Here is a 20,995-nt window from a genome sequence, read left to right as displayed (position 1 = left end):
CCGCCGCGGCGCTATTCGCCCGCCTCGGCCTCGCGCTCCCCGAGGTGCGCGCGGAGCGCGTCCACGTCCTTGTTGCCCGCGCCGGTGTTCAGCAGGACGACGGTGTCGTCGGGGCCGAACTCGCCGGACTCGGCGAGCGCGAACGCCCCGGAGACCGCGGCCGCGCAGGTGGCGCCGACCTCCAGCCCCTCGCTCCGCGCGACCTCGATCGCGGCGTCGAGGATCTCGCGGTCGGTCGTCGCCACCGCCCCGCCGTCGGACTCGCGGACCGCGTCGAGGATCAGGTGGCTCGCGCCCGGGTCGGGGATCGCGATCCCGTTACAGGCCGTGTCGACCTCGTCGTCCGCGAGCGGCTCGTGGCGGTCCGCCCCCGACTCGTAGGCGCGGACGATCGGGGCACAGCCCGCGGCCTGCGCGGCGTACATCGGGACCAGCCCGTCGGTCCAGCCGAGGTCGCGCGCCTCGCGGGCCGCCTTGTGCATCCCCACCAGCCCGACGCCGCCGCCGGTCGGGTAGACGACTGCGTCGGGCGCCTCCCAGTCGAGCTGGGCCAACAGCTCCAGCGCCATCGTCTTCTTCCCCTCGTGGCGGTACGGCGTGACGAACGTCTTCGTCGAGTACCACTCGGGGTGCTCGTCCATCGCCTCGGCGTACGCCCGCCCCGCGTCGCCGATCTGCGAGTTGCCGTCGACGGGGTCGGTGACGGTGAGGTCCGCGCCGTGGACCTCCGTCATCGCCTTCTGGGTGAACCCCGCCCGGGAGGGGAGGAACACGTGCGCGTCGAGGTCCGCGCGGGCCGCGTACGCGGCGGCCGCCTGCCCCGCGTTGCCGGCGCTGTTCAGCGCGACCTCCGCCGCGCCGTGCTCGCGGGCCGCCGTCATCGCGGCCGCCTGCCCGCGGTCCTTGAACGTCCCCGTGGGGTTCGCGCCCTCGTCTTTCAGGAGGACGCGGCCGACCCCCATCGCGTCCGCCAGCGCCGGGCACTCGACGAGCGGCGTGGCGCCCTCGCCGAGCGACACCGCCGCCTCGGCCGGGAACGGGAGCAGTTCGTCGTAGCGCCACATCGACCCGTCCGGTCGGGCGTCGAGCGCCTCCGGCGTCAGGTCGATCCGGTCGTAGTCGTACTCGGGGTCGAGGATACCGTCGCAGTCGGGACAGCGGTGCGTCGCCGTCTCCGCGTCGAACGTCTCGCCGCAGTCGACGCAGGTCAGGCCGATGAACGCGTCTGTCGTCTTCATGCGCTGCGGCTCGCGTGCCGGGGACTTCGGTGCTGTGGTCGCGGCGCGATCCGAGGCATTCGGCGTCGCAGTCGCGGGTACTTATGCTCGAAACGAATGAAGGGGTACGCCGAGGGGGACCGTAGCCGTACCTCCACGGGAGATGCTCGCTCCAGCGACCGCGTTCGATCCGCCGCGGGAAGCGAGGTGGAACCGATGAGCCGAACGGAACTGCGGTTGGGCCTCCCGACCGGATCGTGGCTCGGGGACGTGTCCCGACGCGTCCCCGCGGCGACGCTCCGGGTCGCGGAGACGATCGCGGTCGACGGCTCGGCGGCGACCGACGACGACGGCCTGACGGCGACCGACGACGACGGCCTGACGGCGACCGAGGCGGACCTGACGGCGGCCGCGACCGTCCGCGTCGGCGGCACCGACAGGGACCGCGTCGAGGCCGCGCTCCGCGAGCACGACCGGGTCGACCGCGCGACGGCGGTCGAGCGCCGAGGGGACGTTCGCACGCTCCGGGTCGTCGGCCGCGCGCCCGCGTACCTCCCCGCGGCGCGGGCGGTCGGCCTCCCGATAGCGGCGGCGGTCGAGGTCGTCGACGGCCGCGCGGCGGTGAGCGTCGTCGGCGACCGCGACCGGGTCGAGGCGTTCGGTCGACGGCTCGCGGCCGACGGCGTGACGGTCGGCGTCGCCGCCACCGGGAGCGACGAGCCGGAGCGCACGCTCACGGAGGCGCAGCGCGAGTTGGTCTTCGAGGCGGTCAAGAGCGGCTACTACGACACTCCCCGGCGGTGTACCCTCACCGAGCTGGCGGCGGCGAACGACATCGCGAAGTCGACCTGTAGCGAGACGCTCCACCGCGCGGAGGGGCGGGTGATGCGTCGGTTCGTCGACGGCGGAGGGCCGTTCTCGGCGTCGGAGGCCGGAGACGTCGACGACGGGGGCGGCGAGAACGTTCCCACCAAGACGGCCGCGCTCGACGGCGAGGAGTCCGACGCGGCCGAGCGCGCCGGCGACGAACTCGACGGCGAGGAGTTCGACGCGGCCGAGCGCGAGGAGCCGGTTCGGTCCGCGGCGACCGAGCCGTGAGCCCCGCGGTCGCCGCGTCGGTCGCGGCGACTACTCCCCGTCGAGCGCCTGCCACGACAGCCGCGGGTTCCGCGCGGCGCCGACCTGGTCGATCCGGCTCGCGGCGGTCCGGCTCGGCGCCGCGTCGAGCGCCTCGTCGGTGTCGGCGTACGCGAGGTTGAACGCCTCCGCGAGGTCGTCGAGGGAGGACTCCCCCTCTATCTCGGTCGGCTCGGTCAGCATCGCCTCCGGCACCATCTCCGGCCACTTCGTCGTCGGCGGGTGGACGCCGAAGTCGAGCATGCGCTTGGCCACGTCGGCGGCGTCGCGGTCTCCCGCCGTCGCCGCGAACTCGTGGTGGAACGGGCCGAAGGGCACGTCGAGGTCGATCCGCTCGGCGAGGTAGTTGGCGTTGAGGACGGCCTTCGCGGCCGCGTCCGCCAGCCCCTCGTCGCCGAGGCGCGCGATGTACGCGTACGCCTTGATCGCCACGAGCCAGTTCCCGGCGAAGCCGTGGACCTTCCCGATCGTGTGCTCGGGCTGGAACCGCTCGTACCCCTTCCCGCCGTTCGTCTCGCGCACCCGCGGGGCCGGGAGGAACGGCGCCAGCTCGTCGACGACGCCGACCGGCCCGGCGCCCGGACCGCCGCCGCCGTGGGGGGTCGCGAACGTCTTGTGGACGTTGTAGTGCATCACGTCGAACCCCATGTCGCCGGGGCGGCCCCGCCCGAGCAGCGCGTTGAGGTTCGCGCCGTCGTAGTAGAGCAGCCCGCCGGCGTCGTGGACGATGTCGGCTATCTCCGCGATGTCGCGCTCGAAGAGCCCGACGGTGTTCGGGTTCGTCAGCATGAGCGCGGCGGTGTCCTCGCCGACCGCCGCCTCCAGCGCCTCCAGGTCGACGCGGCCGTCGTCGCCGGAGGGCAGCTCGACCACGTCGTAGCCCGCGGTCGCGGCCGTCGCGAAGTTCGTCCCGTGGGCTGACGCCGGGATCACGACCTCGGAGCGGTCGTTGCCGTGGTGCTCGTGGTACGCCTTCGCGACGAGGATGCCCGTGAGCTCGCCCGCGGCGCCCGCAGGGGGCTGGAGCGTCACGGCGTCCATTCCGCCGATCTCGGCGAGGGCCTCCTGAAGCCGGTACTGGAGCTCCAAGTTCCCCTGCGCGGAGCGCGCGGAGCGGTCGGGGTGGATCGCCGCGTTCGGGTCGGCCGCCACGTCCTCCGTGAACTTGGGGTTGTACTTCATCGTACAGCTCCCGAGCGGGTACGGCCCCGCGTCGATCGCCCAGTTCATCTGCGAGAGCCGGGTGTAGTGGCGCGCCGTCTCCGGCTCCGAGGGGTTCGGCAGCGTCAGCTCCTCGCGGGTGAGGTCGTCGGGGAGCGGGGAGTCCTCGCGCACGTCGACCGTCTCCTGGCCCTTCTCCGAGAGCAGCGGCTCGCGGACGCCCTCCCCCTCTCGCTCGTAGTTCGCCTGGTCGTGGATCATCAGAGCACCTCCTCGAAGGCCGCGACGAGCCCGTCCGTCCGCCCGGCGTTCAGGTCGGTGACGCACACCTGAAGCAGGTGGTCGCCGATCGCGTGGACCGCGAACCCCTCGGTCTCTAAGTCCTCGGCCACGGCCGGCGCCGGCTGGTCGACGCGCACCGCGAACTCCCGGAAGTGGTGGCGGTCGTGGACCGGCGCCGCGGCCCCGGAGAGGCCGTCGATCCGGTCCGCGAGGTCGGCGGCCTCGCGCACGCAGTCGTTCGCGAGGTCGACGAGCCCGTCGGGCCCGAGCGTCGCCGCGTGGATCGCCGCGCGGAGCGCGACCCACGCCTGGTTCGTACAGATGTTCGAGGTGGCCCGCTCCTTGCGGATGTGCTGTTCGCGGGTCTGGAGCGTCAGGGTGTACGCGCGGTCGCCGTCGGCGTCCTCGCTCGCGCCGACGAGCCGGCCGGGGACCTGCCGCAGGAAGTCGTCGCTACACGCGAAGATCCCCAGCCCCATGCCGTAGGCGGTCGGCAGCCCGAGCGACCCCGCCTCGCCGACGACGACGTCGGCGCCGACCGCGGCCGGCGACTTGAGGACCGACAGCGCGACCACGTCCGAGCCGAGGACGAACAGCGCGTCCGTCTCGTCGGCGAGATCGCCGATCGCCGCGAGCCGCTCCTCGATACAGCCACGGACGGTCGGGCTCTCGGCGTACAGCATCGCCACGTCGTCGCCCGCGCGGTCCGCGAGGGCGTCGACGTCGGCGGTCCCGTCGGCCATCGGGTACGTCTCGACGGTCAGGTCGGCGCCGTCGCAGTAGTTCTCCAGCACCGCCCGCTTCCCGTCGCGGAGCTGTTCGGGGACGAGGACGGTGTCGCCGGAGGTCGACCGGACGCGGTCCGCGAGCGTCGCGGCCTCGCCGAGCGCGGTCGCGGCGTCGTACATCGAGCAGTTCGCGACGTCGAGGCCGGTCAGCTCGACCAGCATCGACTGGTACTCGAAGAGCGCCTGGAGGAACCCCTGGGACACCTCCGGCTGGTACTGGGTGTAGCTCGTGAGGAACTCGGCGCGGTCCGCGAGGTGGTCGACGACGCTCGGGACGTAGTGGCCGTAGTGTCCCCGGCCGAGGAACTCGGTCAGGTCGTCGTTCCGAGCGAACATCCGCGCGCACTCGTCGCGGATCTCGCGTTCCGTCCGGGGTTCGATGCCGAACTCGCCGTCGAAGCCGACGGCGTCGGGAATGTCGAACAGGGCCTCCTCGTCGTCGACGCCGATCTCGGCCAGCATCGCCGCGGTCTCTTCGTCGGTGTGGGGCGCGTACGGCGTGCCGTTCGCCCGGCTCATCGGTGCGTCTCGCCTCGTCCGCGGCGGTTCGGTCGTCCATAGGCGGCCCGTCCGGGTTCGACTCGTCGGTTCGGGGGTGAAGTGAGGTCGGAAGGTGGCGTGGTCATATTCGTGTGTCGGATGGGTGTGTCGTCCGGTGTCCGCGGTCCGCGCTCCGGGGTGTCCCCGGCGTCACGCGATCTGGTCGTCGTACTCGTCGGCGTCGAGCAGGCCGTCGGCCTCGCCGTCCGCGGCGGGGGCGACCTCCAGCATCCACCCCTCGCCGTACGGGTCCTCGTTGACGAGTTCCGGGCGGTCGAACAGGGACTCGTTGACCGCGACGACCTCGCCCGAGACGGGCGCGTACAGGTCGGAGACGGCCTTGATAGACTCGACGACGCCGAACGACTCGCCGGCGGCGACCTCGTCGCCGACGTCGGGGAGTTCGACGAACACCACGTCGCCCAGCTCGTCTTGCGCGAAGTCGGAGACGCCGATACGGACCGCGTCGCCGCCGGTCGTCGCCCACTCGTGCGATTCCAGGTACCGTCTGTCGTCGGGAACGTCGAAGCTCATTGGTCAGGGTCGCCGCGGTCCGCTCGGAGGCCTGGCCGCACGGGCGCCGGGCCGTCGGCGCCGTCGCCGGGGGCGACCCGTCGGTCGGCTGCGGGCGGCGTCCGCGATCGGATGGCGGTCCGCGACACGTGTGGATCACCCTTCCGGCGACGAGGAAATAAAAGGTGTGTTCGCGGCGGTCGAGCCGGGGATCGCCGGCCCGAGCCCGCGTCGCGCCGCCCCGTCAGGTCCAGCGGTCGAGCCCGGTCTGGACCTGCGACTCCGCGATGCGCTCGAACCCCCGCTCGACCTCGTCCGCGGCGACGCCCCACTCGTCGACGACGTACTCGCGGGCGGCCTCGACGTCCGGGTTCACGTCGGCGTCGACCGCGACGTCCTCGGCCGGGGGGTCCATGAACAGCTCTCGGACCGCCTCGGCGTTCTGGATCTCGGCGCCGCGCGCCTCCAGGACGTCCCACAGGTCGCCGTGTTCGCGGATCGACTCCACCGCCGTCTTCGGTCCGATCCCGCGGACCCCCTCGTTGAAATCGGTGCCGCAGAGCATCGCGGCGTCGACGAGCTCTTGGCGGTCCAGTCCGAGGTCGTCGAGCGTCGCCGCCAGGTCCATCAGCTCCGGGTCGCCCTTGCTCGTCAGCTGGCGGAGCGTCGTCGGCGCGCCGAACAGGAGGGTGTCGTAGTCCTCGCTGCCGGCGTGGTCGACGGTCCCGGTCGCGGCCATGTGCGCGCACTGCGCTTCCCCCTCCGCGGGCGCCTCGACGACCGGCACGTCGAGCAGTTCGAGCAGCTCGCGGGTCGTCTCCTGGATCGCGTCGGTGAGCCGCTGGGTGCGGGCCTCCAGGCGCGCCGCCTCCACGGCGTCGCCGCGCTCCGCGGCGGCTGCCCTGCGCTCCTCGGCCGCCTCGCGCTTCTCGCGCCGCTCGGCAACCTCGTCCGCCTTCAGGTCCGTGACGGCGCCGTCGAACACCATCACCGGGATCAGGTCGTGCTCGAAGAACTTCGGGAGCCCCTGGACGACCCCGATGAGGTTCGCGACCTCGACGCCGTCGGCCGTCGTGTACTTCTCGTCGCTCGTCCACTTGACCGTGGTCGTGAGGTAGCGGTACAGCCAGTTGTGCGCGTCGACGGCGACGACGCTCCCCTCGATGTCCGCGAAGGGGACGTCGCGGATCGACGCGAGGTCGCGCAGGTCGGCGTTTCCCATCGTCGGTCAGTGGGGCGCGCCGCTATTAAACGCCCTCCGGTCCCGGTCCCGCGCCGCCCGGTCCGTCTCCGCTGCCGTCCGGTCCGCCTCCGCTGCCGCCCGGTCCGCCTCCGCTGCCGTCCGGTCCGCCTTCCACCGGAACTCGCCTGCCGACTTCTGGGCAGTTTATGTGCGTCACGCGCGTACGGGCCCCTGACTGAATGGTCTCCCCGTTCGAGGTGTTGGAGGTCGACGAGGACGCCGACGACGACGCGATCGAACGGGCCTACCGCGAGCGCGTCAAGCGGGCGCACCCGGACCAGGGCGGGTCGCTCGACGAGTTCCAGCTCGTGCGTCGCGCCTACCGAGAGCTGTCCGAGCGCGACGGGGACGGCGACGAGGGCGACGACCGGGCCGACCCGGCGGACGTGGACCTCACGAAGGGAGCCGACGCGCGCGAGCCCGCCTCGACCCGCGTCGAGTTCCTCGACTACGAGGCCGTCGTCGACTACGGCTGGTCGCTCGACGACGACGAGCTGTTCCGGAAGGCCGGCCACGCCGACCTCGCCCCCGACGCCCACGGTCGGTTGCTGGTCCACCCCGACGAGAGCCTGCTGGAGGCGGCCGAGCGGAGCGGCTTCGCGTGGCCCTTCTCCTGTCGCGGCGGCGCCTGCGCGAACTGCGCGGTGTACCTCGCGGAGGGCGAGCTCTCGCAGCCGACCGACCACATCATGCCCGACGACCTCGCCGAGCGCGGCTTCCGGCTCTCCTGTAACGGCTACCCGCTGACCGACGAGCTGTCGGTCGTGTTCAACGTGAAGCAGCGGCCGGAGCTCGACGACCTCATCCTCCCGCCCGGTCCGTTCACGCGCCGCTGAGCGCCTGCGGCGCGCCGCAAAAATCTCCGTGGTTGCCCCCGGATCGCCGAACGCCGGCGACCGCGGGCGACGCCCTCTCCCTCACCCCAGCAGGTACCGGAGCGCCGGCGTGTTTCGAACCAGCTCCGTCTCCTCTAACGCCCGGTCGATCCCGACGATCCGGCCCGCGCCCCACGCGCCGAGGCCGAACAGGAGCAGCAGGTACACGAGCGAACTGTCGACGAAGTAGCCGTGCGCGACCGGGAACCCGTCCACGAGTCCGCCCTGCCACGCGGCGGTCCAGAACATCGACATCTGGATCGCGCCCATCAGCGCGGCGAACCGGAAGAAGACGCCGAACAGCAGCGCCAGCCCGATCAGGATCTGTCCGAACACGACCATCGGGTCGACGATAGCCGCGTAGTCCGCGAAGAAGAGGAACAGCCCCTGGAGCGGGTTGGCGTCGGCGACGGCGTTCTGGAGGAACCCGACCGAGCTCCACGCGAGCGGGTCGGCGAGGCCGCCCTCGAACAGCTTCGACAGCCCCGCCTGGAGGAACACCCACGCCATCACGACCCGGAGTCCGAGCATCGAGTACGCCAGCCAGGTCTCCGAGTAGTTGAAGTCCACGTTGCGGCCGAGCAGGTCCGCGCGAAGCGTCCGTTCCGACGGTTGTGTTGCCATTGTGTAACACCTCACGTGAGGAAGTTTCATACACCAGCAATAATCTACCGGCGGAGCCGATGCTCGTCGGTTCTACGCGAAGCGTAATTCAAAACCGCCGAACATATTCGCCTCGGGCTGACGGCCGAGAGCGGGGACGCCCGGACCGAACCGGCCCGGCGGCTCAGAACGACTCGGCGACGGCGGCGACGACGGCGTCCTCGACCGCGTCGCGCTCGCCGGAGAGGAACTCGATTTTGCCCTCGCGGACGCCGGCAGTCGCGATGTCGGCGTTCGGCGCGAGCTCGGCCGCGCGCTCGGCCACGTCGCGGACGGAGACGTCCGCGGTCGTGCGCACGTACAGCTCGTCGGTGCCGACGCCGACCGTCGCGAACGGTTCGCCGTCTACGCGCCGCCGGTGGAGGTCGTCGAGCAGGAGCGGCGTCGGCGGGAAGTCGTAGCGGTGGGTGTAGCCGTCGGTGTCGAGCAGCGCGAACTCGACGCCGTCGACCGCCTCGGTCACGACGTTCGCGTCCGCGGTCTGGATCTCGGTCTCAAGCTTCTCGCGGAACTGCTCGGAGACGTGCGCCGCGAGGTCGCCGCCGTCCGAGAACAGGAGGTCGGCGATGAGCTCCCGCTTGTCTTGGTACGACTGGTAGTACGCCTCCAGCGCGACGGCCTCGCGGAGCTCCGCGACGCGCTCGGCGTCGTAGCCCGCGTCGCGGGCGAGGTCGACGTAGCGGTCGGGGGCGTCCGCCCAGTAGCTCACGGCGGGCAGGTGCCGCAGGTCCTCGCGGACCTCGCCGTTGATCGCCGACGCCAGCGACGCGACGAGCGCGCCCGTCGAGAGCGTCTCGTCGCCGCCCACGTCGGACAGCTCCGGCGAGACGAGCGTGTCGACCGCGTCCCGGGTCTCCGGGTCCGCGACCGCGGCGTCGACGACGACCGCGTCGACCCCGTACACCGACAGCAGGTCGATGCCGTCGGCGGACTCGGTCGTCGAGCCCGCGCCGACGAGCAGGAACAGGGGGAGCTTCTCGTCGTGGCGGTCGCGGTCCTGGAGCATCCGCGTCGCGTCGTTGGTGGCCGCGTCCATCCCGTACACCGGCTCGTCGAGCGGGCGACGGGTGAAGTAGTGGTACTCGGCGTCGCTCTTCGCGTGCTCGTCGCGGATCAGCGGGAGCACGGCGCGCTCGACCGCGGCGCCCGCGACGTAGCCGTCGGCGGTGGCCGGGTGGCGGACGACGATCGGCCGCGATTCGAGGACCGCCCGGCGGACCGCCTCGGCCGCGTCGAGGAGGCCGTCGGCGAGTTCGGCGACCGTCTCGTCGCCGGCCAGCGGCTGGAGCCCCTCCGGCCGCGCCTCGTCCGTGAGCGCCTCGGCCAGGCGGCGGCGGACCGCCTCGGCCGCCTCGCCGTCGAGGAGGACGAGCGCCTCGGACTCGACCTGGATGTCGCCGCGGTGGCTCTCGACTTCCCCGTCGACCCGCACCGCGTCGCCGACCTCGACGTCCGGGTGCGCCCGGACGCCCGGCTCGACGAACGCCGCCACGTCGACGGCGCCGGTCTCGTCGCTTACCTCGAACACCGTCGGGCCGCCGGTCTGACGGACGCCGACGACCTCGCCCTCGATCCGGACCACGTCGCCGACGGCGTCCCCCAGCGTCTCGATCGACACGCGCTCCGGTTCCCCGTCGCCCTCGGCCTCCGGCGTCTCCTCGTCGCCGGTGGTCGCGACGTCGTCGGTCTCGGGCTCTGCGGATTCCGTCTCGCCCCCGGCGGGTTCCGTGTCAACCCCTGTCTCGTCGTCGGACTCCGCGGCCTCGTCCGACTCCGTCGCCTCGTCTTCGGGCGCCGCCGTCTCGGTGCCCGTGTCGGCCTCGGCGGGCTCTGCGTCGGCCTCGGCGGACTCCTCGACCGGCTCGTCGTCGCTCTCGTCGGTCGGCTCCGCGGTCTCGGCGGACTCCTCGGTCGTCGGCTCGTCGTCCGGGTCCTCGTCGGGGAGGTGTTCCCCGGAGGACTCCTGGACGAGGACGCCGCGGAACTCGCGGTCGGCCTGCCGGATCGACCAGGCGAGGTCGACGTTGCCGTTGTCGCGGACGCCCTTCACCTGGACGAACACGTCGTCGCCCGGCTCCCAGCTGAGGCTGTCGAGCCGGCGGTCGAGTTCGGAGCGGTGGAGCAGCCCGGTGACGCCCGGCGCGAGGTCGACGAACACGCCGAACTCGGCGTACCCGTCGACGACCCCCCGGTAGAACCGGCTCGGAACCAGGTCTTCGGGGGAGTCGCCGCGGAAATCGAACACGACGTCTTCCTGGTGCGAGTCGCAGACGCGACCGCCCCCGACGTCGGTGCCACAGATGATACAGGATCCCATTTGAGTACACCGAGAGTCTCGGGCCTAAAACGGTTGTCGAAAGCCCGCTGGCGGCGGCGCGAGCGCCCGGCGCGTCACGCGCCGAGCAGCGTTCGCGCGGCGGCCACGGCGCGGTAGCCGACCCCGTAGCCGAGCGCGGCCGGCGGCACCGCGGCGACGGCCGTCCGGAGCGGTCCCAGCCCGTGGACTTCGCGGAAGCCGACGAACAGAAGCACTGCCGCGTACGCGCCGCAGGCGACCCTGATCTCCGGGATCGCCGGACCGGCCAGCGCCATCGGCGAGCTCGCGTACGCCACGGCCTGAACCGTCTCGCTCACGCCCCCGCGGTCCCGCAGGGAGAAATGTCCGTCGGCGATCTCGACGCTCGCGACGACGACGGCGACGGTCGCCGCCGCCGCGGTCAGGTGGAGGCCGACGGGCGCCGCCAGCGCGACCACGACGAGGAAGACCACGGCCTGCGAGAGCAGGGGCGAGGAGGGGACGACGACGGGCATCGCGGCGGGGTCCGACGCGATCCACCCGAGCGTGAACGCCGCGGCGACCGCCACCGCGAACGTCAGCGCGGGCGCCTGGTCGCCGGGCGTGATCCCGTTCGCGAACGCCCGCCGCGGCCGGACGAGCACCTCGGCCCACGTGCGCGCTATCCCCCGCGGGCCGCGAGGCCGACCGCCCGACGAACCGCTCATCCGAGAGGTCACGACGGCAGTTCGACCGCGCGGAATAACCCGTTTCCGGTTCGGTCCCGTCCGCGGAGTCGACCCGTGCGTTCGGGGAGGTCGCCTCCAGACTTATCAGCGCTGATACGCGGCGCACAAACCCTTATAACGGCCCCCGCTGACTGTCGCTCGAATGGCCGCGTTCAGCAACGACGAGCGAGGGTTCACCCCGCTGGCGGGGACGGGGCTGCTGGTCGGGGTCGTCGTGCTGCTGCTCGCTCTCGTCGGCGCGGCGGTGTTCGGGCTCATCGACGGCGTCGCCCCGCCGGACGCCGAGTTCGAGGGGCAACAGCAGAACGGCTCCCTCGTCGTCGTCGCGCTCGGCCCCGAGCCGGTGCCGGCCGAGGAGCTGTACGTCCGCGGCGAGGACCCGGACGGCAACGTCCAGTTCGGCGCGTGGCCCGGCGACGGGATCGTCAGACCGGGCGATCAGGTCGTCGTGCCCAACGCGACCGGCAACGAGAACTTCGAGGTCGTCTGGGAGCCCGTGGCGTTCGACACCCGCGAGACGCTCGGCAGCTACAACGGCGAGGACTCCGCGATAGAGGAGTGGAGCGAGGAGAACGGGGGCGCCGCCGCGGGCGGCGCCGTGGGCGTCTGAGGCCGGTCGGCGTTCGACCCCCGGGCGACGCCCGCCCGCGACCGCTCACGCGACCGCGACCCGCTCGCCGCGCTCGTCGGCGCGCTGGATCGCCGCGAGGACTTTCTGGACCTCGTAGCCGTCCTCGAACGACGGCTCGAACGACCGCCCCTCGGCGACCGCAGAGAGGAACTCGTAGCTCTCGTGGACGAACGTGTGCTCCCACCCGATCACGTGTCCGGGGGGCCACCAGCGGTCGACGTACGGGTCCGACTCCTCGGTGACCAACACCGTCTCGTAGCCGCGGTTCCCCTCGCGGAGGACCTCAAGTTCGTTGAGTCGCTCCAAGGAGAACTTCAGACTCCCCTCCGTCCCGTGGACCGCGACCGTGTGGTCGTTCTTGTGGCCCGCGGCGACGCGGCTCGCCTCGAAGGTCCCGGTCGCGCCCGACTCGTAGCGGACCTGCGCGCCGTACGCGTCGTCGACGGTCACGTCGCGGTACTCGGTCACCTCGCCGTCCTCGTCGTAGACCGGGCGCTCGTCGACGAACGTCGTGAGCCGCCCCGACACGCGCTCGATCTCGCCGACGCGGCCGCCGACGAGGAAGTCCGCGAGGTCGATGGTGTGCGCCCCGAGGTCGCCGAGCGCGCCCGACCCCGCCATCTCGGCGTCCATCCGCCACGCCCACGGCGCCTCGGGGTCGACGAGCCAGTCCTGGAGGTACCGCCCGCGGACCTGTCGGATCTCGCCGAGCTCGCCGTCCTCGATCAGCCCCTTCGCGTGCCGGATCGCGGGGACGAACCGGTAGTTGAATGCGGTCCCCGCGGTGACCCCCGTCGCCGCGGCGGCGTCGCGCATCGCCGCCGCCTCCTCGACCGTCGGCGCGAGCGGCTTCTCGCAGAGGACCGGGACCCCGGCTTCGAGGGCCGCGATCGACGGCTCCGCGTGGACGTGGTTCGGCCCGAGGTTGTAGAGGACGTCCACCTCGTCGATCACCGCCTCCCAGTCGGTCGCGGTGTTCGCGAAGCCGAACCGCCCCGCCGCCTCGGCCAGCGCTTCCTCGTCGCGCCCGACGAGCGCGTGCCGCTCGACTTCGGGCGCCTCCGGGAAGAACATCGGGAGCCGCGCCAGCGCGTTCGCGTGCGCCTTGCCCATGAATCGATACCCCAGTACGCCGATCCGCAGTGGTTCGTCGGTCATTGTCGTGGATTCCTCGGTCGCCGCCTCACTCCGCCCAGTACGCCTCGCCGGGTTCCGTCTCGAAGACCGCGCGGTCGAGCACGTCGACCGCCTTCTCTAACCCCTCGCGCGCCGAGGTGAGCGAGTCCTCGTGTTCGATCGACAGCGCGCCCTCGTAGCCGACGATCCGGAGCGTCGAGACCACGTCCTTCCAGTGCTCCTCGCCGTGCCCGTAGCCGATCGAGCGAAACAGCCACGAGCGGTCGGCCTCCTCGGCGTAGCCCGTCGTGTCGAGGACGCCCTTCACGCGCGAGTTGGCCTCGTACACCCGCGTGTCCTTCGCGTGGACGTGGTGGATCGCGTTGCGCTCGCCTAGGAACCGGATCGCCTCCGTCACGTCGATCCCCTGCCAGTAGAGGTGCGAGGGGTCGAAGTTGGCGCCGATCCGCTCGTTGGTGGCCTCGCGCAGCGCGACCATTCCGGTCGGCTCGTACACCAGCATGTTCGGGTGCATCTCGACCGCCACGTCGACGCCGTGATGCGCGGCGTGTTTCGCCAGGTCGCGCCAGTACGGGACCGCCACCTCGTCCCACTGGTAGTCGAGCGCGTCGGCGTGCTCGGTCGGCCACGGCGCGGTCACCCAGTTCGGCGTCGAGTCGCCTGGCGCGCCCGCGGGGAGCCCGGAGAAGCAGGTCACCGTTTCGACGCCGAGCAGGTCGGCCAGCTCGATCGCCTCGCGCAGTTCGCGGTCGGCCGCCGCGGCCCGCTCCTCGTCGGGGTGGAGCGGGTTGTTGTGCGTCGCCAGCGCGGAGATCCGGAGCCCGTGCCCGTCGAGCAGGCCGCGCAGCTCGTCGCGCGCCTCCCCGTCGCCGAGGAGCCGCTCGCGGTCCGCGTGGTCCTCGCCGGGCCAGCCGCCGACGCCGAGTTCGACGGCGTCGACGCCGAGGCCGTCGAGGTACGCGGCCGCGTCTTCGATCGGTTCGCCGCCGAGGGGGACGGTCAGCACGCCGATGTCCATGCGCGGGCCTACACCGACGCCCCCGATAAGTGTTCAGGGGGCGCCGCCGGGCGGGGCCTCGTCCGGTCGACCGGCGGCCGCGCGGCCGTCTCCGTGACCGTGCGTTTCCGCCCCGCACCGCGTCGCTCCGCCGCGAACCGCATGAGGTTTTAACGGGTGGAACGCGTATAACGGGATATGGGAATCCTCTCGCGCGCCTCCTACGTCGTCCGCTCGAAGGTGAACGCCCTCCTCAACCGGGCCGAAGACCCGACGGAGTCGCTCGACTACTCCTACGAACAGATGCGCGACGAGCTCCAGGACGTCAAGCAGGGGATCGCCGACCTGACGACCCAGAAGAAGCGCCTGGAGATTCAAAAGCGCAAGCTTGAGGAGAACGTCGAGAAGCACAACCGCCAGGCCCGCGAGGCGGTCCAGCAGGACCGCGACGACCTCGCGCGGAAGGCCCTCGAGAAGAAGAAGTCGAAGATGAACCAGATCGAGGAGCTGGAGGGCCAGATCGCCGAGCTGAACAACACCCAGGAGCAGCTCGTCGAGAAGAAGAACAAGCTCCAGAACCGCATCGAGGAGTTCCGCACGAAGAAGGAGACGATGAAGGCGCGCTACGAGGCGGCCGAGGCCTCCTCCCGCGTCTCCGAGGCCATGACGGGCGTCGGCGACGAGATGGAGGACGTGAGCCGCTCCATCGAGCGCGCCGAGGAGCGCACCGAGGAGATGGAGGCGCGCGCCGAGGCGATGGACGAGCTGGAGGACTCCGGCGCCTTCGAGGACGCGCTCTCCGACAAGGACAGCATCGACCGCGAGCTGGAGGGCCTCTCGACGGACAGCGAGGTCGACGCCGAGCTGGAGACGCTCAAGGGCGAGCTCGGGAAGAGTGAATCGGCCGACGACGGCGACGCCGTCAGCGACGAGGACGTCGACGCCGAACTGGCGGACATCGAGTCGGAGATCGACGCGGACGAGTTAGAGAGCGATCTCGACGGCGATTCGAGCGCAAACCTCGACGAGGAGCTCGACGTCGAGCTAGAGGAGTCGGAGTCCGACGCGGACGAGCAGCGGAACTGAGGTCCCGTCCCACCCGCGGTCGGTCCCCGCGGTCCCCGCCTCTCGGTTCTCGTTTCCGAGCCGTTCAGTCCGAGGCCAGGCGCGCGCCGGTCCCCGCGCGGTTCTGGTCCGCGAGTCGGATCTCGCCGTCAGCGAGGTCGACGCCCGCGTACGGGTCCTCGGCGAGCAGCAGCGATCCGTCGAGGTCGGCGTAATCGAGGAGCGGCGCGAGCTGCGCGGCGGCCGCGATGGACGCGTTCGACTCGATCATACAGCCGCACATCACCTCGAGGCCGTGGGCCCGCGCGGCGGCGATCAGTCGCCGGGCCTCCGGGAGGCCGCCGGCCTTCATCAGCTTCAGGTTCGCGATGTCGCAGCGGTCGGCGATCGCGGGCACGTCCGCCGCGGTGACGCAGGACTCGTCGGCGGCGACCGGGAGTTCGGACCGCTCGTAGACGTAGCGGAGCCCCTCGGGGTTCTCGGCGGGGACCGGCTGCTCGACGAACTCCACGTCGCGGTCGGCGAGCCACGCGCTCTTCGCGACCGCCTCCTTCGGCGTCCAGGCCTCGTTGGCGTCGACGCGGAGCCGGGCGTCGGGCGCGGCGTCGCGGACCGCGTCGATAAGCTTGCGGTCGCGGTCCGTGCCGAGCTTGATCTTCAACACGTCGTACCCGGCCGCGACGGCGTCTGCCGCCTTCTCGCGCACGCGTTCTGTCTCGTCGAGTCCGACCGTGAACGAGGTCTTCGGCGCGTCGCTCGGGTCGAGGCCCCACAGGCGGTAGAGCGGGACGCCGAGCCGCTTCGCCGCCAGGTCGTGGACGGCGATCGAGACGGCGCAGCGGGCGGCGGGGTTGCCGTTCACCACCTGCCGGAGCTCGGCCTCGATCTCGCGGACCGCGTGGGGGTCACCGACGCGCTCGACCGCGTCGAGGAGGGCCGGCAGCACCGCCGTCACGGTGTCGGCCGTCTCGCCGTAGTGCGCCGACGGCGCAGCCCCGCCGACCCCGCTCATCCCCGCGTCGTCCGTGATCCGCACGACCACGTTCTCCGCCTCGGTCTGCGTCCCGCGCGCGATGGTGAACGGGTCGTCGAGCGGCAGCGAGACCCGTTCGAACTCGGCGTCGAGGCTCATCGGCCGCCGACCCCCGCGTCGACGATTCCGTCCACGATTCGCTCCGCGCCGTCGCGGACGGGGTCGGCGGCCGGGACGCCGACCGCGTCGCCGAACTCGGTCACGGCCTCGGCGGCGGCCGCGTCGTCGCTCACGTCCTTCGTGTTGAGCGCGCCGGCGACGACCGCGGTCTCGCGGACGGGCGCCGCGAGGTCCTCGTAGAGGTCGACGTAGTCGGCCAGCGGCGGGAGGTCGAACGACTCGTAGCCGTGGACGACCTCGCGGCCCGCGGCGTGACACAGGACGAGGCCGTCCGCCATCGACCCGTGGAGGATGCCGCAGGTGACGGCCGAGTAGGCGGGGTGGACGATGCTCCCCTGTCCCTCGACGACGAGCAGGTCGTGGTCGTCGCCGACCGCGACGAGCATCTCCTCGACGGCGCCCGCGGTGAAGTCGGAGACGACGCGGTCGATGGGGTTCCCCCAGCCGGCGATCATGATCCCGGTCTGCCCGGTGGGGACGAACGCGGCGTCGATGCCGCGCTCGCGGGCGGCGGCGACGATCTCCAGCGAGGCGGTCATCTTCCCGACCGAGCAGTCGGTCCCGACCGTGAGCACCACGTCGGCGTCCACGTCGCCGGACGCCCCGGTCGCCACGCTGAGGTCGTCGTCGGGCCTCCGCACGTCGATCAGGTCGACGCCGTGCTCGGCGGCCAGCGCGGCCAGGTCCTCGTCGTCGTTCAGGAAGTAGTGGAGGCCGCTCACCACGTCGCAGCCGGCCTCGACCGCGGCCTCGACGTCCGCGCGCCACGACTCGTCGAAGCCGCCGCCGATCGGCGCGATGCCGATGTACAGCGCGTCGAGGTCTCCTTCGACCGCGTCGTGCGCCTCCGCGAACGACGAGACGATCGGCGCGTCGGAGACGTCGGCGACGTGGTCCGCCACGCGGTCGCCGGCGCTGTCGCGGTCGAGGACGGCGCACACCTCCTGGTCGCCGTAGCGTAACACGCCGAGCGCGGTCTTCGCGCGGTCGGGGAACTTCTCGTGGGCGAGGACGGCGATCCGCTCGTGGTCCATGATGGGTCGCTCGCCCCGGGAGTTGTTAAAAGAGTCGAGGGTCGACCGGGCGATCGACTCGACCGCGCCGATTCCGTCCGACGAGATCCGAACGACGGCTGCGACACTTATAACCGAACTGCGGTGGCGCGTGCCGGCGAGCGCCCGGAGCGAAGCGGAGGCCGCGAGGAGCACGCGCGAGGGACGCGGTGAGCACTCGAAGAGCGCGAACCGCGAGGCTGGGGAGGTGTGAGGCGCGATTGCGGTGCGGAGCGGGGCGGGACTCAAATGGGCAGCCGGGAGGCGTTCGCCGCCGATCTACTGCCAGCTATTTATCAACGACCGACCGGCGACTACTCAAAAAGAACGACAGCGGACTCGGAAAATCCGTATCAAGCGCTGCCGTCGACGAACTGCTCGGCGCCCTCGTAGAACCAGTAGCCGTTCTCGCGCATCGCGCGGCCGAGCTCCTGGTGGAACTCGACGAAGTCCGCGAACTCCTCCTTCTCGACGTGCTCGAAGATCTCCTCGACGGAGACGACCGTCTCGAAGTCGATCCGGATAGGGTGGTCGCCGTACTGCTCGACGTACTCCGCCGCCGTCAGCGGGAAGTCCTCCTCCTCGTCGATCTTCTTCGCGAGCACGGCGTGGCCGTACTGCCGCATGCCCTCGCTCCCCTGCTCGCCGTCGGGGTCGTGTGGCCAGTCCATGTGTTGAGGTTCGCCGGATCGGGGATAGTGGTTTCGGATGCGGCGGTGGCGGTCGGCCGCGCTTCGCGCGGCTCCGCCCCATCCCGACCGGCGCACAAGACACTTCACGGCGCTCCGCGTCGCCCCCGGTATGCGCCGCAGAGCCCTCCTCGCGTCCGCGGCCGCCGCTTCGACCGCCTCCGTCGCGGGTTGTCCCACGCCGCCGTGGACCGACGACCCCACCGAAATCGACGGCGCCGACGTGACGTTCCGGCGCGAGCACGACGGGGAGATCGACGCTTCCGGCGGCGGGAACGACATCGCCGAGGTCCGCCGCCGCCTCGACGAAGACCCGCCGCGGCTGGTCGTGGCGGGCTCGCTCCTCGACGGCCCCCGGAGCTGCTACCGCGTCACGCTGTTTGAGGCCGCGCTCGACGAGGGGACGCTCCGCCTCCGGATCGTCGCCGAGGACGACCCCGATTCGGACGTCGACCGCTGTTCGGACGTCGCCGAACCCCACCCGTACTCGGTCGCCGTCGCGTTCCCCGAGGCGCCCGTGCCAGAACGCGTCGTCGTCCGACACGGCGACGAGACGGTGCTGGAAGAGCGGGTCTGAAAACTCCGACCCCGCTCAGTCGTCGGCGGACGCGGCGCCGTCGCCCGCGGGCTCGATGTCGACCTCTATCTCCGCCGAGGCGGCCTTGTACTCCGGAATCTTGGCGCGCTCGTCGAGCACGTCGTTGGTGAGTCGGTTCGCGGAGGCGGCCGCGAAGTGCGGCGTGGTCCAGACGACGCCCTCCTTGATGTCCTCGGTCACGTCCGCGCGGACGGTGATCTCGCCGCGCCGGGACTTCAGCGTCACGTGGTCGCCGTCCTCGATGCCGTACCGCTCGGCGTCGTTCGGGTGGACGTCGACGAAGTTCTCCGGGTGCTGCTTCGAGAGCGTCGGCGACCGCCGGCTCATCGTCCCGGTGTTGTAGTGCTCTTCGAGCCGCGCGGTGGTCAACACGAGCGGGTACTCCTCGTCGGGGGTCTCCTTCGGCTCCTGGTGGACGACGCCCTCGATGCGGCCGAGGCCGTCGTCGGTCTCGAACGAGTCCGCGTAGAGGAACGAGTCGCCCTCGTCGCCCTCCTCGTAGCAGGGCCAGTGGATCCCGGTCTCGCCGAGCGCGTCGTAGGTCATCCCGTGCATGATCGGGCACACCTCGCGCAGCTCCTCGAACACGTCCTCGGGCCCCTCGAAGTCGAACTCGTCGCCGTCAAACAGCCGCGTGCCGACCTCACAGAGGATGTCGAGGTCGTGGCGCGTGTTCTCGTGGACCTTGTGGACGCCGCGCATGCGCTGGACGCGCCGGTCGGTGTTGGTGACGGTGCCGTCGCGCTCGGCCCACGTCGTCGCCGGGAGCACCACGTCCGCGAGCTCGGCGGTCTCGGTCATGAAGATGTCCTGGACCACCATGAAGCCGAGCTCCTCGCGGAACCGCCGCTCCGTCTCGTTGCCGTCGGGCTCGCTCATGATCGGGTTCTCGCCCATGACGTAGAGCCCGTGGACGGTGTCGCCGATCGCGTGGGAGATCTCGACGTTCGTCAGCCCGGGCGCTTCGGGGACCTCGAAGCCCCACACCTCCTCGACGCTCTCGCGCGCCTCGTCGTCGTCGACGAGCTGGTACCCCGGGAGGACGTTCGGCATCGCGCCCACGTCGCAGGTGCCCTGGACGTTGTTCTGCCCGCGCAGGGGGTTGACGCCGGTGCCGGGCCGGCCCAGGTTCCCCGTGACCAGCGCGAGGTTGATCTCGTTCTGGACATTGTCGACGCCGCAGGTGTGCTGGCTCATCCCCATCCCGGTGAAGATGGCGGCGTCGTTCGCCATCGCGTACTTCTCGGCGGCGAGTTCGATGTCCGCCAGCGGGACGCCGCACTCCTCGGCGGCCGCCTCCACGTCGAAGTCCGCCAGCGTCTCCTTCAGGTGGTCGATCCCCTTCGTGCGCTCCTCGACGAACGCCTCGTCGATCCAGCCCGCGTCAGGCTCCGCCTCGTGGCGCTCCAGGATCGTCTTGAGGACGACGTTCAGGAGCGGGATGTCGGTGCCGGGCTTCAGCTGGAGGTGCATGTGCCGGTCGGTCTCGTCGATCTCGAACGACCGGGTGGTCTTGTTCGCGTGCGGGTCGACCTGGATGACGGTCGCGCCCTCCAGGACGGCCTGCCGGAAGTACTGGCTGTTGGCGATCGGGTGCTGCTCGCCGGGGTTCGCGCCCTGGATCCACAGCACGTCCGTCGCGTCCTCTAGGTCGGCCATGCTGTTCGTCATCGCGCCCATGCCCAGGCTGGTGCGCAGCGCCCAGACGGTGGAGGCGTGACACATCCGCGTACAGTTGTCCACCTGGTTGGTGCCGTACCGGCGCGCCAGCTTCTGGATGAGGTAGTTCTCCTCGTTGAACGTCTTCGAGGAGCCGAAGAATCCCATCCCGTCCGGGCCGTGCTCCTCGCGGATCGACCTCATCTCGTCGACGACGCGGCCGAGCGCCTCCTCCCAGGTCGCCTCGCGGAACTCGCCGTTTTCCTTGATCAGCGGCTCGGTCAGCCGGTCCTCGTGGTCGACGACCTGCGTCGCCGCGCCGCCCTTGATACAGACGCTCCCCTCGTTCACCGGCGCGTCGCCCCACGGCATAAAGCGCATCTCGCCCGGCTCGTCGCCTTCGAGCACGCGGATCCCGCACCCCACGCCGCAGTACGGGCAGATCGTCTTCACCGCGTCGTCCGGTTCACTGGACATCCGTCTCACCGTCCCCGTGTGTGTTCATACCACACGATCTATCGTCGTCGTCCATGAGTGTATCGGTGGTCTGGAGCCCCAGCGTCGCCGAACG

Annotated in this window: 19 protein-coding genes; 5 read left to right on the top strand and 14 right to left on the bottom strand. The window is 71.5% G+C overall.

Going from position 1 to position 20,995, the window contains the following annotated elements; all coding sequences use genetic code 11:
- Positions 1–11 precede the first annotated feature (11 nt).
- Positions 12–1,238: a threonine synthase gene (locus tag EXE50_RS04825; protein ID WP_053771058.1), complete on the bottom strand. Its 1,227-nt coding sequence runs from the start codon at positions 1,236–1,238 to the stop codon at positions 12–14.
- Between the two features lie 195 nt (positions 1,239–1,433).
- Here EXE50_RS04825 and EXE50_RS04820 point away from each other — a divergent pair, with 195 nt between their 5' ends.
- Entirely contained in the window at positions 1,434–2,315 is an 882-nt protein-coding gene (locus EXE50_RS04820; protein WP_137704490.1) for a helix-turn-helix domain-containing protein, read from the top strand.
- 30 nt (positions 2,316–2,345) lie between these two features.
- On the opposite strand, the gene gcvPB is transcribed toward EXE50_RS04820, so the two are convergent.
- The 4 genes from gcvPB to fen form a co-directional block, all read right to left on the bottom strand.
- On the bottom strand, positions 2,346–3,776 hold the full coding sequence (gene gcvPB / locus EXE50_RS04815) for an aminomethyl-transferring glycine dehydrogenase subunit GcvPB (RefSeq protein WP_053771060.1): 1,431 nt from the start codon (positions 3,774–3,776) through the stop codon (positions 2,346–2,348).
- A complete protein-coding gene (gene gcvPA, locus EXE50_RS04810; protein WP_137704489.1) occupies positions 3,776–5,104 on the bottom strand; it encodes an aminomethyl-transferring glycine dehydrogenase subunit GcvPA in 1,329 nt (442 codons plus the stop codon). The genes gcvPB and gcvPA overlap by 1 nt, the downstream gene beginning before the upstream one ends.
- A 171-nt stretch (positions 5,105–5,275) precedes the next feature.
- Positions 5,276–5,659, bottom strand: a complete 384-nt coding sequence (gcvH, locus tag EXE50_RS04805; RefSeq protein ID WP_137704488.1) for a glycine cleavage system protein GcvH — start codon at positions 5,657–5,659, stop codon at positions 5,276–5,278.
- A gap of 223 nt (positions 5,660–5,882) precedes the next feature.
- A complete protein-coding gene (gene fen, locus EXE50_RS04800; protein ID WP_137704487.1) occupies positions 5,883–6,860 on the bottom strand; it encodes a flap endonuclease-1 in 978 nt (325 codons plus the stop codon).
- A gap of 200 nt (positions 6,861–7,060) precedes the next feature.
- On the opposite strand from fen, the gene fer reads away from it, so the two are divergent.
- Entirely contained in the window at positions 7,061–7,717 is a 657-nt protein-coding gene (fer, locus tag EXE50_RS04795) for a ferredoxin Fer (RefSeq protein ID WP_053771064.1), read from the top strand.
- A gap of 81 nt (positions 7,718–7,798) precedes the next feature.
- Here fer and EXE50_RS04790 read toward each other — a convergent pair whose 3' ends face one another.
- The 3 genes from EXE50_RS04790 to EXE50_RS04780 all read right to left on the bottom strand — a co-directional run bounded on the left by EXE50_RS04790 (position 7,799) and on the right by EXE50_RS04780 (position 11,422).
- Positions 7,799–8,380 carry a DoxX family protein gene (locus EXE50_RS04790; RefSeq protein ID WP_053771065.1) on the bottom strand — a complete coding sequence of 194 codons (582 nt, stop codon included), beginning with the start codon at positions 8,378–8,380 and terminating at the stop codon, positions 7,799–7,801.
- Between the two features lie 163 nt (positions 8,381–8,543).
- Complete coding sequence (locus tag EXE50_RS04785; RefSeq protein WP_053771066.1) at positions 8,544–10,736, bottom strand: OB-fold nucleic acid binding domain-containing protein; 2,193 nt, start codon at positions 10,734–10,736, stop codon at positions 8,544–8,546.
- Between the two features lie 74 nt (positions 10,737–10,810).
- Positions 10,811–11,422, bottom strand: a complete 612-nt coding sequence (locus tag EXE50_RS04780; protein WP_137704486.1) for a YIP1 family protein — start codon at positions 11,420–11,422, stop codon at positions 10,811–10,813.
- Positions 11,423–11,585: 163 nt separating this feature from the next.
- On the opposite strand from EXE50_RS04780, the gene EXE50_RS04775 reads away from it, so the two are divergent.
- Entirely contained in the window at positions 11,586–12,053 is a 468-nt protein-coding gene (locus EXE50_RS04775) for a type IV pilin (protein ID WP_053771068.1), read from the top strand.
- Positions 12,054–12,098: 45 nt separating this feature from the next.
- On the opposite strand, the gene EXE50_RS04770 is transcribed toward EXE50_RS04775, so the two are convergent.
- A complete protein-coding gene (locus EXE50_RS04770; protein WP_053771069.1) occupies positions 12,099–13,232 on the bottom strand; it encodes a Gfo/Idh/MocA family protein in 1,134 nt (377 codons plus the stop codon).
- 25 nt (positions 13,233–13,257) lie between these two features.
- A complete protein-coding gene (locus tag EXE50_RS04765; protein ID WP_137704485.1) occupies positions 13,258–14,229 on the bottom strand; it encodes a sugar phosphate isomerase/epimerase in 972 nt (323 codons plus the stop codon).
- Positions 14,230–14,406: 177 nt separating this feature from the next.
- Between EXE50_RS04765 and EXE50_RS04760 the strand changes: the two genes are divergently transcribed.
- Positions 14,407–15,294 (top strand): PspA/IM30 family protein, encoded by an 888-nt coding sequence (locus EXE50_RS04760; RefSeq protein WP_053771071.1) that lies wholly within the window; start codon positions 14,407–14,409, stop codon positions 15,292–15,294.
- Between the two features lie 64 nt (positions 15,295–15,358).
- Here EXE50_RS04760 and EXE50_RS04755 read toward each other — a convergent pair whose 3' ends face one another.
- The 3 genes from EXE50_RS04755 to EXE50_RS04745 form a co-directional block, all read right to left on the bottom strand.
- Positions 15,359–16,405: a dipeptide epimerase gene (locus EXE50_RS04755; protein ID WP_137704484.1), complete on the bottom strand. Its 1,047-nt coding sequence runs from the start codon at positions 16,403–16,405 to the stop codon at positions 15,359–15,361.
- Positions 16,402–17,460, bottom strand: a complete 1,059-nt coding sequence (locus EXE50_RS04750; protein WP_137704483.1) for a DUF1611 domain-containing protein — start codon at positions 17,458–17,460, stop codon at positions 16,402–16,404. The genes EXE50_RS04755 and EXE50_RS04750 overlap by 4 nt, the downstream gene beginning before the upstream one ends.
- A gap of 371 nt (positions 17,461–17,831) precedes the next feature.
- Complete coding sequence (locus EXE50_RS04745) at positions 17,832–18,149, bottom strand: DUF5785 family protein (RefSeq protein WP_053771075.1); 318 nt, start codon at positions 18,147–18,149, stop codon at positions 17,832–17,834.
- A gap of 130 nt (positions 18,150–18,279) precedes the next feature.
- Between EXE50_RS04745 and EXE50_RS04740 the strand changes: the two genes are divergently transcribed.
- Positions 18,280–18,744 carry a hypothetical protein gene (locus EXE50_RS04740; RefSeq protein ID WP_137704482.1) on the top strand — a complete coding sequence of 155 codons (465 nt, stop codon included), beginning with the start codon at positions 18,280–18,282 and terminating at the stop codon, positions 18,742–18,744.
- 15 nt (positions 18,745–18,759) lie between these two features.
- Here EXE50_RS04740 and fdhF read toward each other — a convergent pair whose 3' ends face one another.
- Positions 18,760–20,901 (bottom strand): formate dehydrogenase subunit alpha, encoded by a 2,142-nt coding sequence (fdhF, locus tag EXE50_RS04735; RefSeq protein ID WP_137704481.1) that lies wholly within the window; start codon positions 20,899–20,901, stop codon positions 18,760–18,762.
- Positions 20,902–20,995: the final 94 nt, after the last annotated feature.

It is taken from the genome of Halorubrum sp. ARQ200 (assembly GCF_005435115.1).
GTDB lineage: Archaea > Halobacteriota > Halobacteria > Halobacteriales > Haloferacaceae > Halorubrum > Halorubrum tropicale.
The sequence above is the reverse complement of the archived record's forward strand: the minus strand, read 5'-3'. Positions and strand labels throughout refer to the sequence as shown.

What these genes read in the sequence shown, in the direction of transcription:
- EXE50_RS04750 (WP_137704483.1), bottom strand. Translation starts at nt 17,460, where the DNA reads ATGGACCACGAGCGGATCGCCGTCCTCGCCCACGAGAAGTTCCCCGAC.
- fer (WP_053771064.1), top strand. Translation starts at nt 7,061, where the DNA reads ATGGTCTCCCCGTTCGAGGTGTTGGAGGTCGACGAGGACGCCGACGAC.
- EXE50_RS04770 (WP_053771069.1), bottom strand. Translation starts at nt 13,232, where the DNA reads ATGACCGACGAACCACTGCGGATCGGCGTACTGGGGTATCGATTCATG.
- EXE50_RS04775 (WP_053771068.1), top strand. Translation starts at nt 11,586, where the DNA reads ATGGCCGCGTTCAGCAACGACGAGCGAGGGTTCACCCCGCTGGCGGGG.
- EXE50_RS04785 (WP_053771066.1), bottom strand. Translation starts at nt 10,736, where the DNA reads ATGGGATCCTGTATCATCTGTGGCACCGACGTCGGGGGCGGTCGCGTC.
- EXE50_RS04755 (WP_137704484.1), bottom strand. Translation starts at nt 16,405, where the DNA reads ATGAGCCTCGACGCCGAGTTCGAACGGGTCTCGCTGCCGCTCGACGAC.
- EXE50_RS04790 (WP_053771065.1), bottom strand. Translation starts at nt 8,380, where the DNA reads ATGGCAACACAACCGTCGGAACGGACGCTTCGCGCGGACCTGCTCGGC.
- EXE50_RS04760 (WP_053771071.1), top strand. Translation starts at nt 14,407, where the DNA reads ATGGGAATCCTCTCGCGCGCCTCCTACGTCGTCCGCTCGAAGGTGAAC.
- EXE50_RS04780 (WP_137704486.1), bottom strand. Translation starts at nt 11,422, where the DNA reads ATGAGCGGTTCGTCGGGCGGTCGGCCTCGCGGCCCGCGGGGGATAGCG.
- gcvPA (WP_137704489.1), bottom strand. Translation starts at nt 5,104, where the DNA reads ATGAGCCGGGCGAACGGCACGCCGTACGCGCCCCACACCGACGAAGAG.
- gcvH (WP_137704488.1), bottom strand. Translation starts at nt 5,659, where the DNA reads ATGAGCTTCGACGTTCCCGACGACAGACGGTACCTGGAATCGCACGAG.
- EXE50_RS04825 (WP_053771058.1), bottom strand. Translation starts at nt 1,238, where the DNA reads ATGAAGACGACAGACGCGTTCATCGGCCTGACCTGCGTCGACTGCGGC.
- EXE50_RS04740 (WP_137704482.1), top strand. Translation starts at nt 18,280, where the DNA reads ATGCGCCGCAGAGCCCTCCTCGCGTCCGCGGCCGCCGCTTCGACCGCC.
- EXE50_RS04765 (WP_137704485.1), bottom strand. Translation starts at nt 14,229, where the DNA reads ATGGACATCGGCGTGCTGACCGTCCCCCTCGGCGGCGAACCGATCGAA.
- fdhF (WP_137704481.1), bottom strand. Translation starts at nt 20,901, where the DNA reads ATGTCCAGTGAACCGGACGACGCGGTGAAGACGATCTGCCCGTACTGC.
- fen (WP_137704487.1), bottom strand. Translation starts at nt 6,860, where the DNA reads ATGGGAAACGCCGACCTGCGCGACCTCGCGTCGATCCGCGACGTCCCC.
- EXE50_RS04745 (WP_053771075.1), bottom strand. Translation starts at nt 18,149, where the DNA reads ATGGACTGGCCACACGACCCCGACGGCGAGCAGGGGAGCGAGGGCATG.
- EXE50_RS04820 (WP_137704490.1), top strand. Translation starts at nt 1,434, where the DNA reads ATGAGCCGAACGGAACTGCGGTTGGGCCTCCCGACCGGATCGTGGCTC.
- gcvPB (WP_053771060.1), bottom strand. Translation starts at nt 3,776, where the DNA reads ATGATCCACGACCAGGCGAACTACGAGCGAGAGGGGGAGGGCGTCCGC.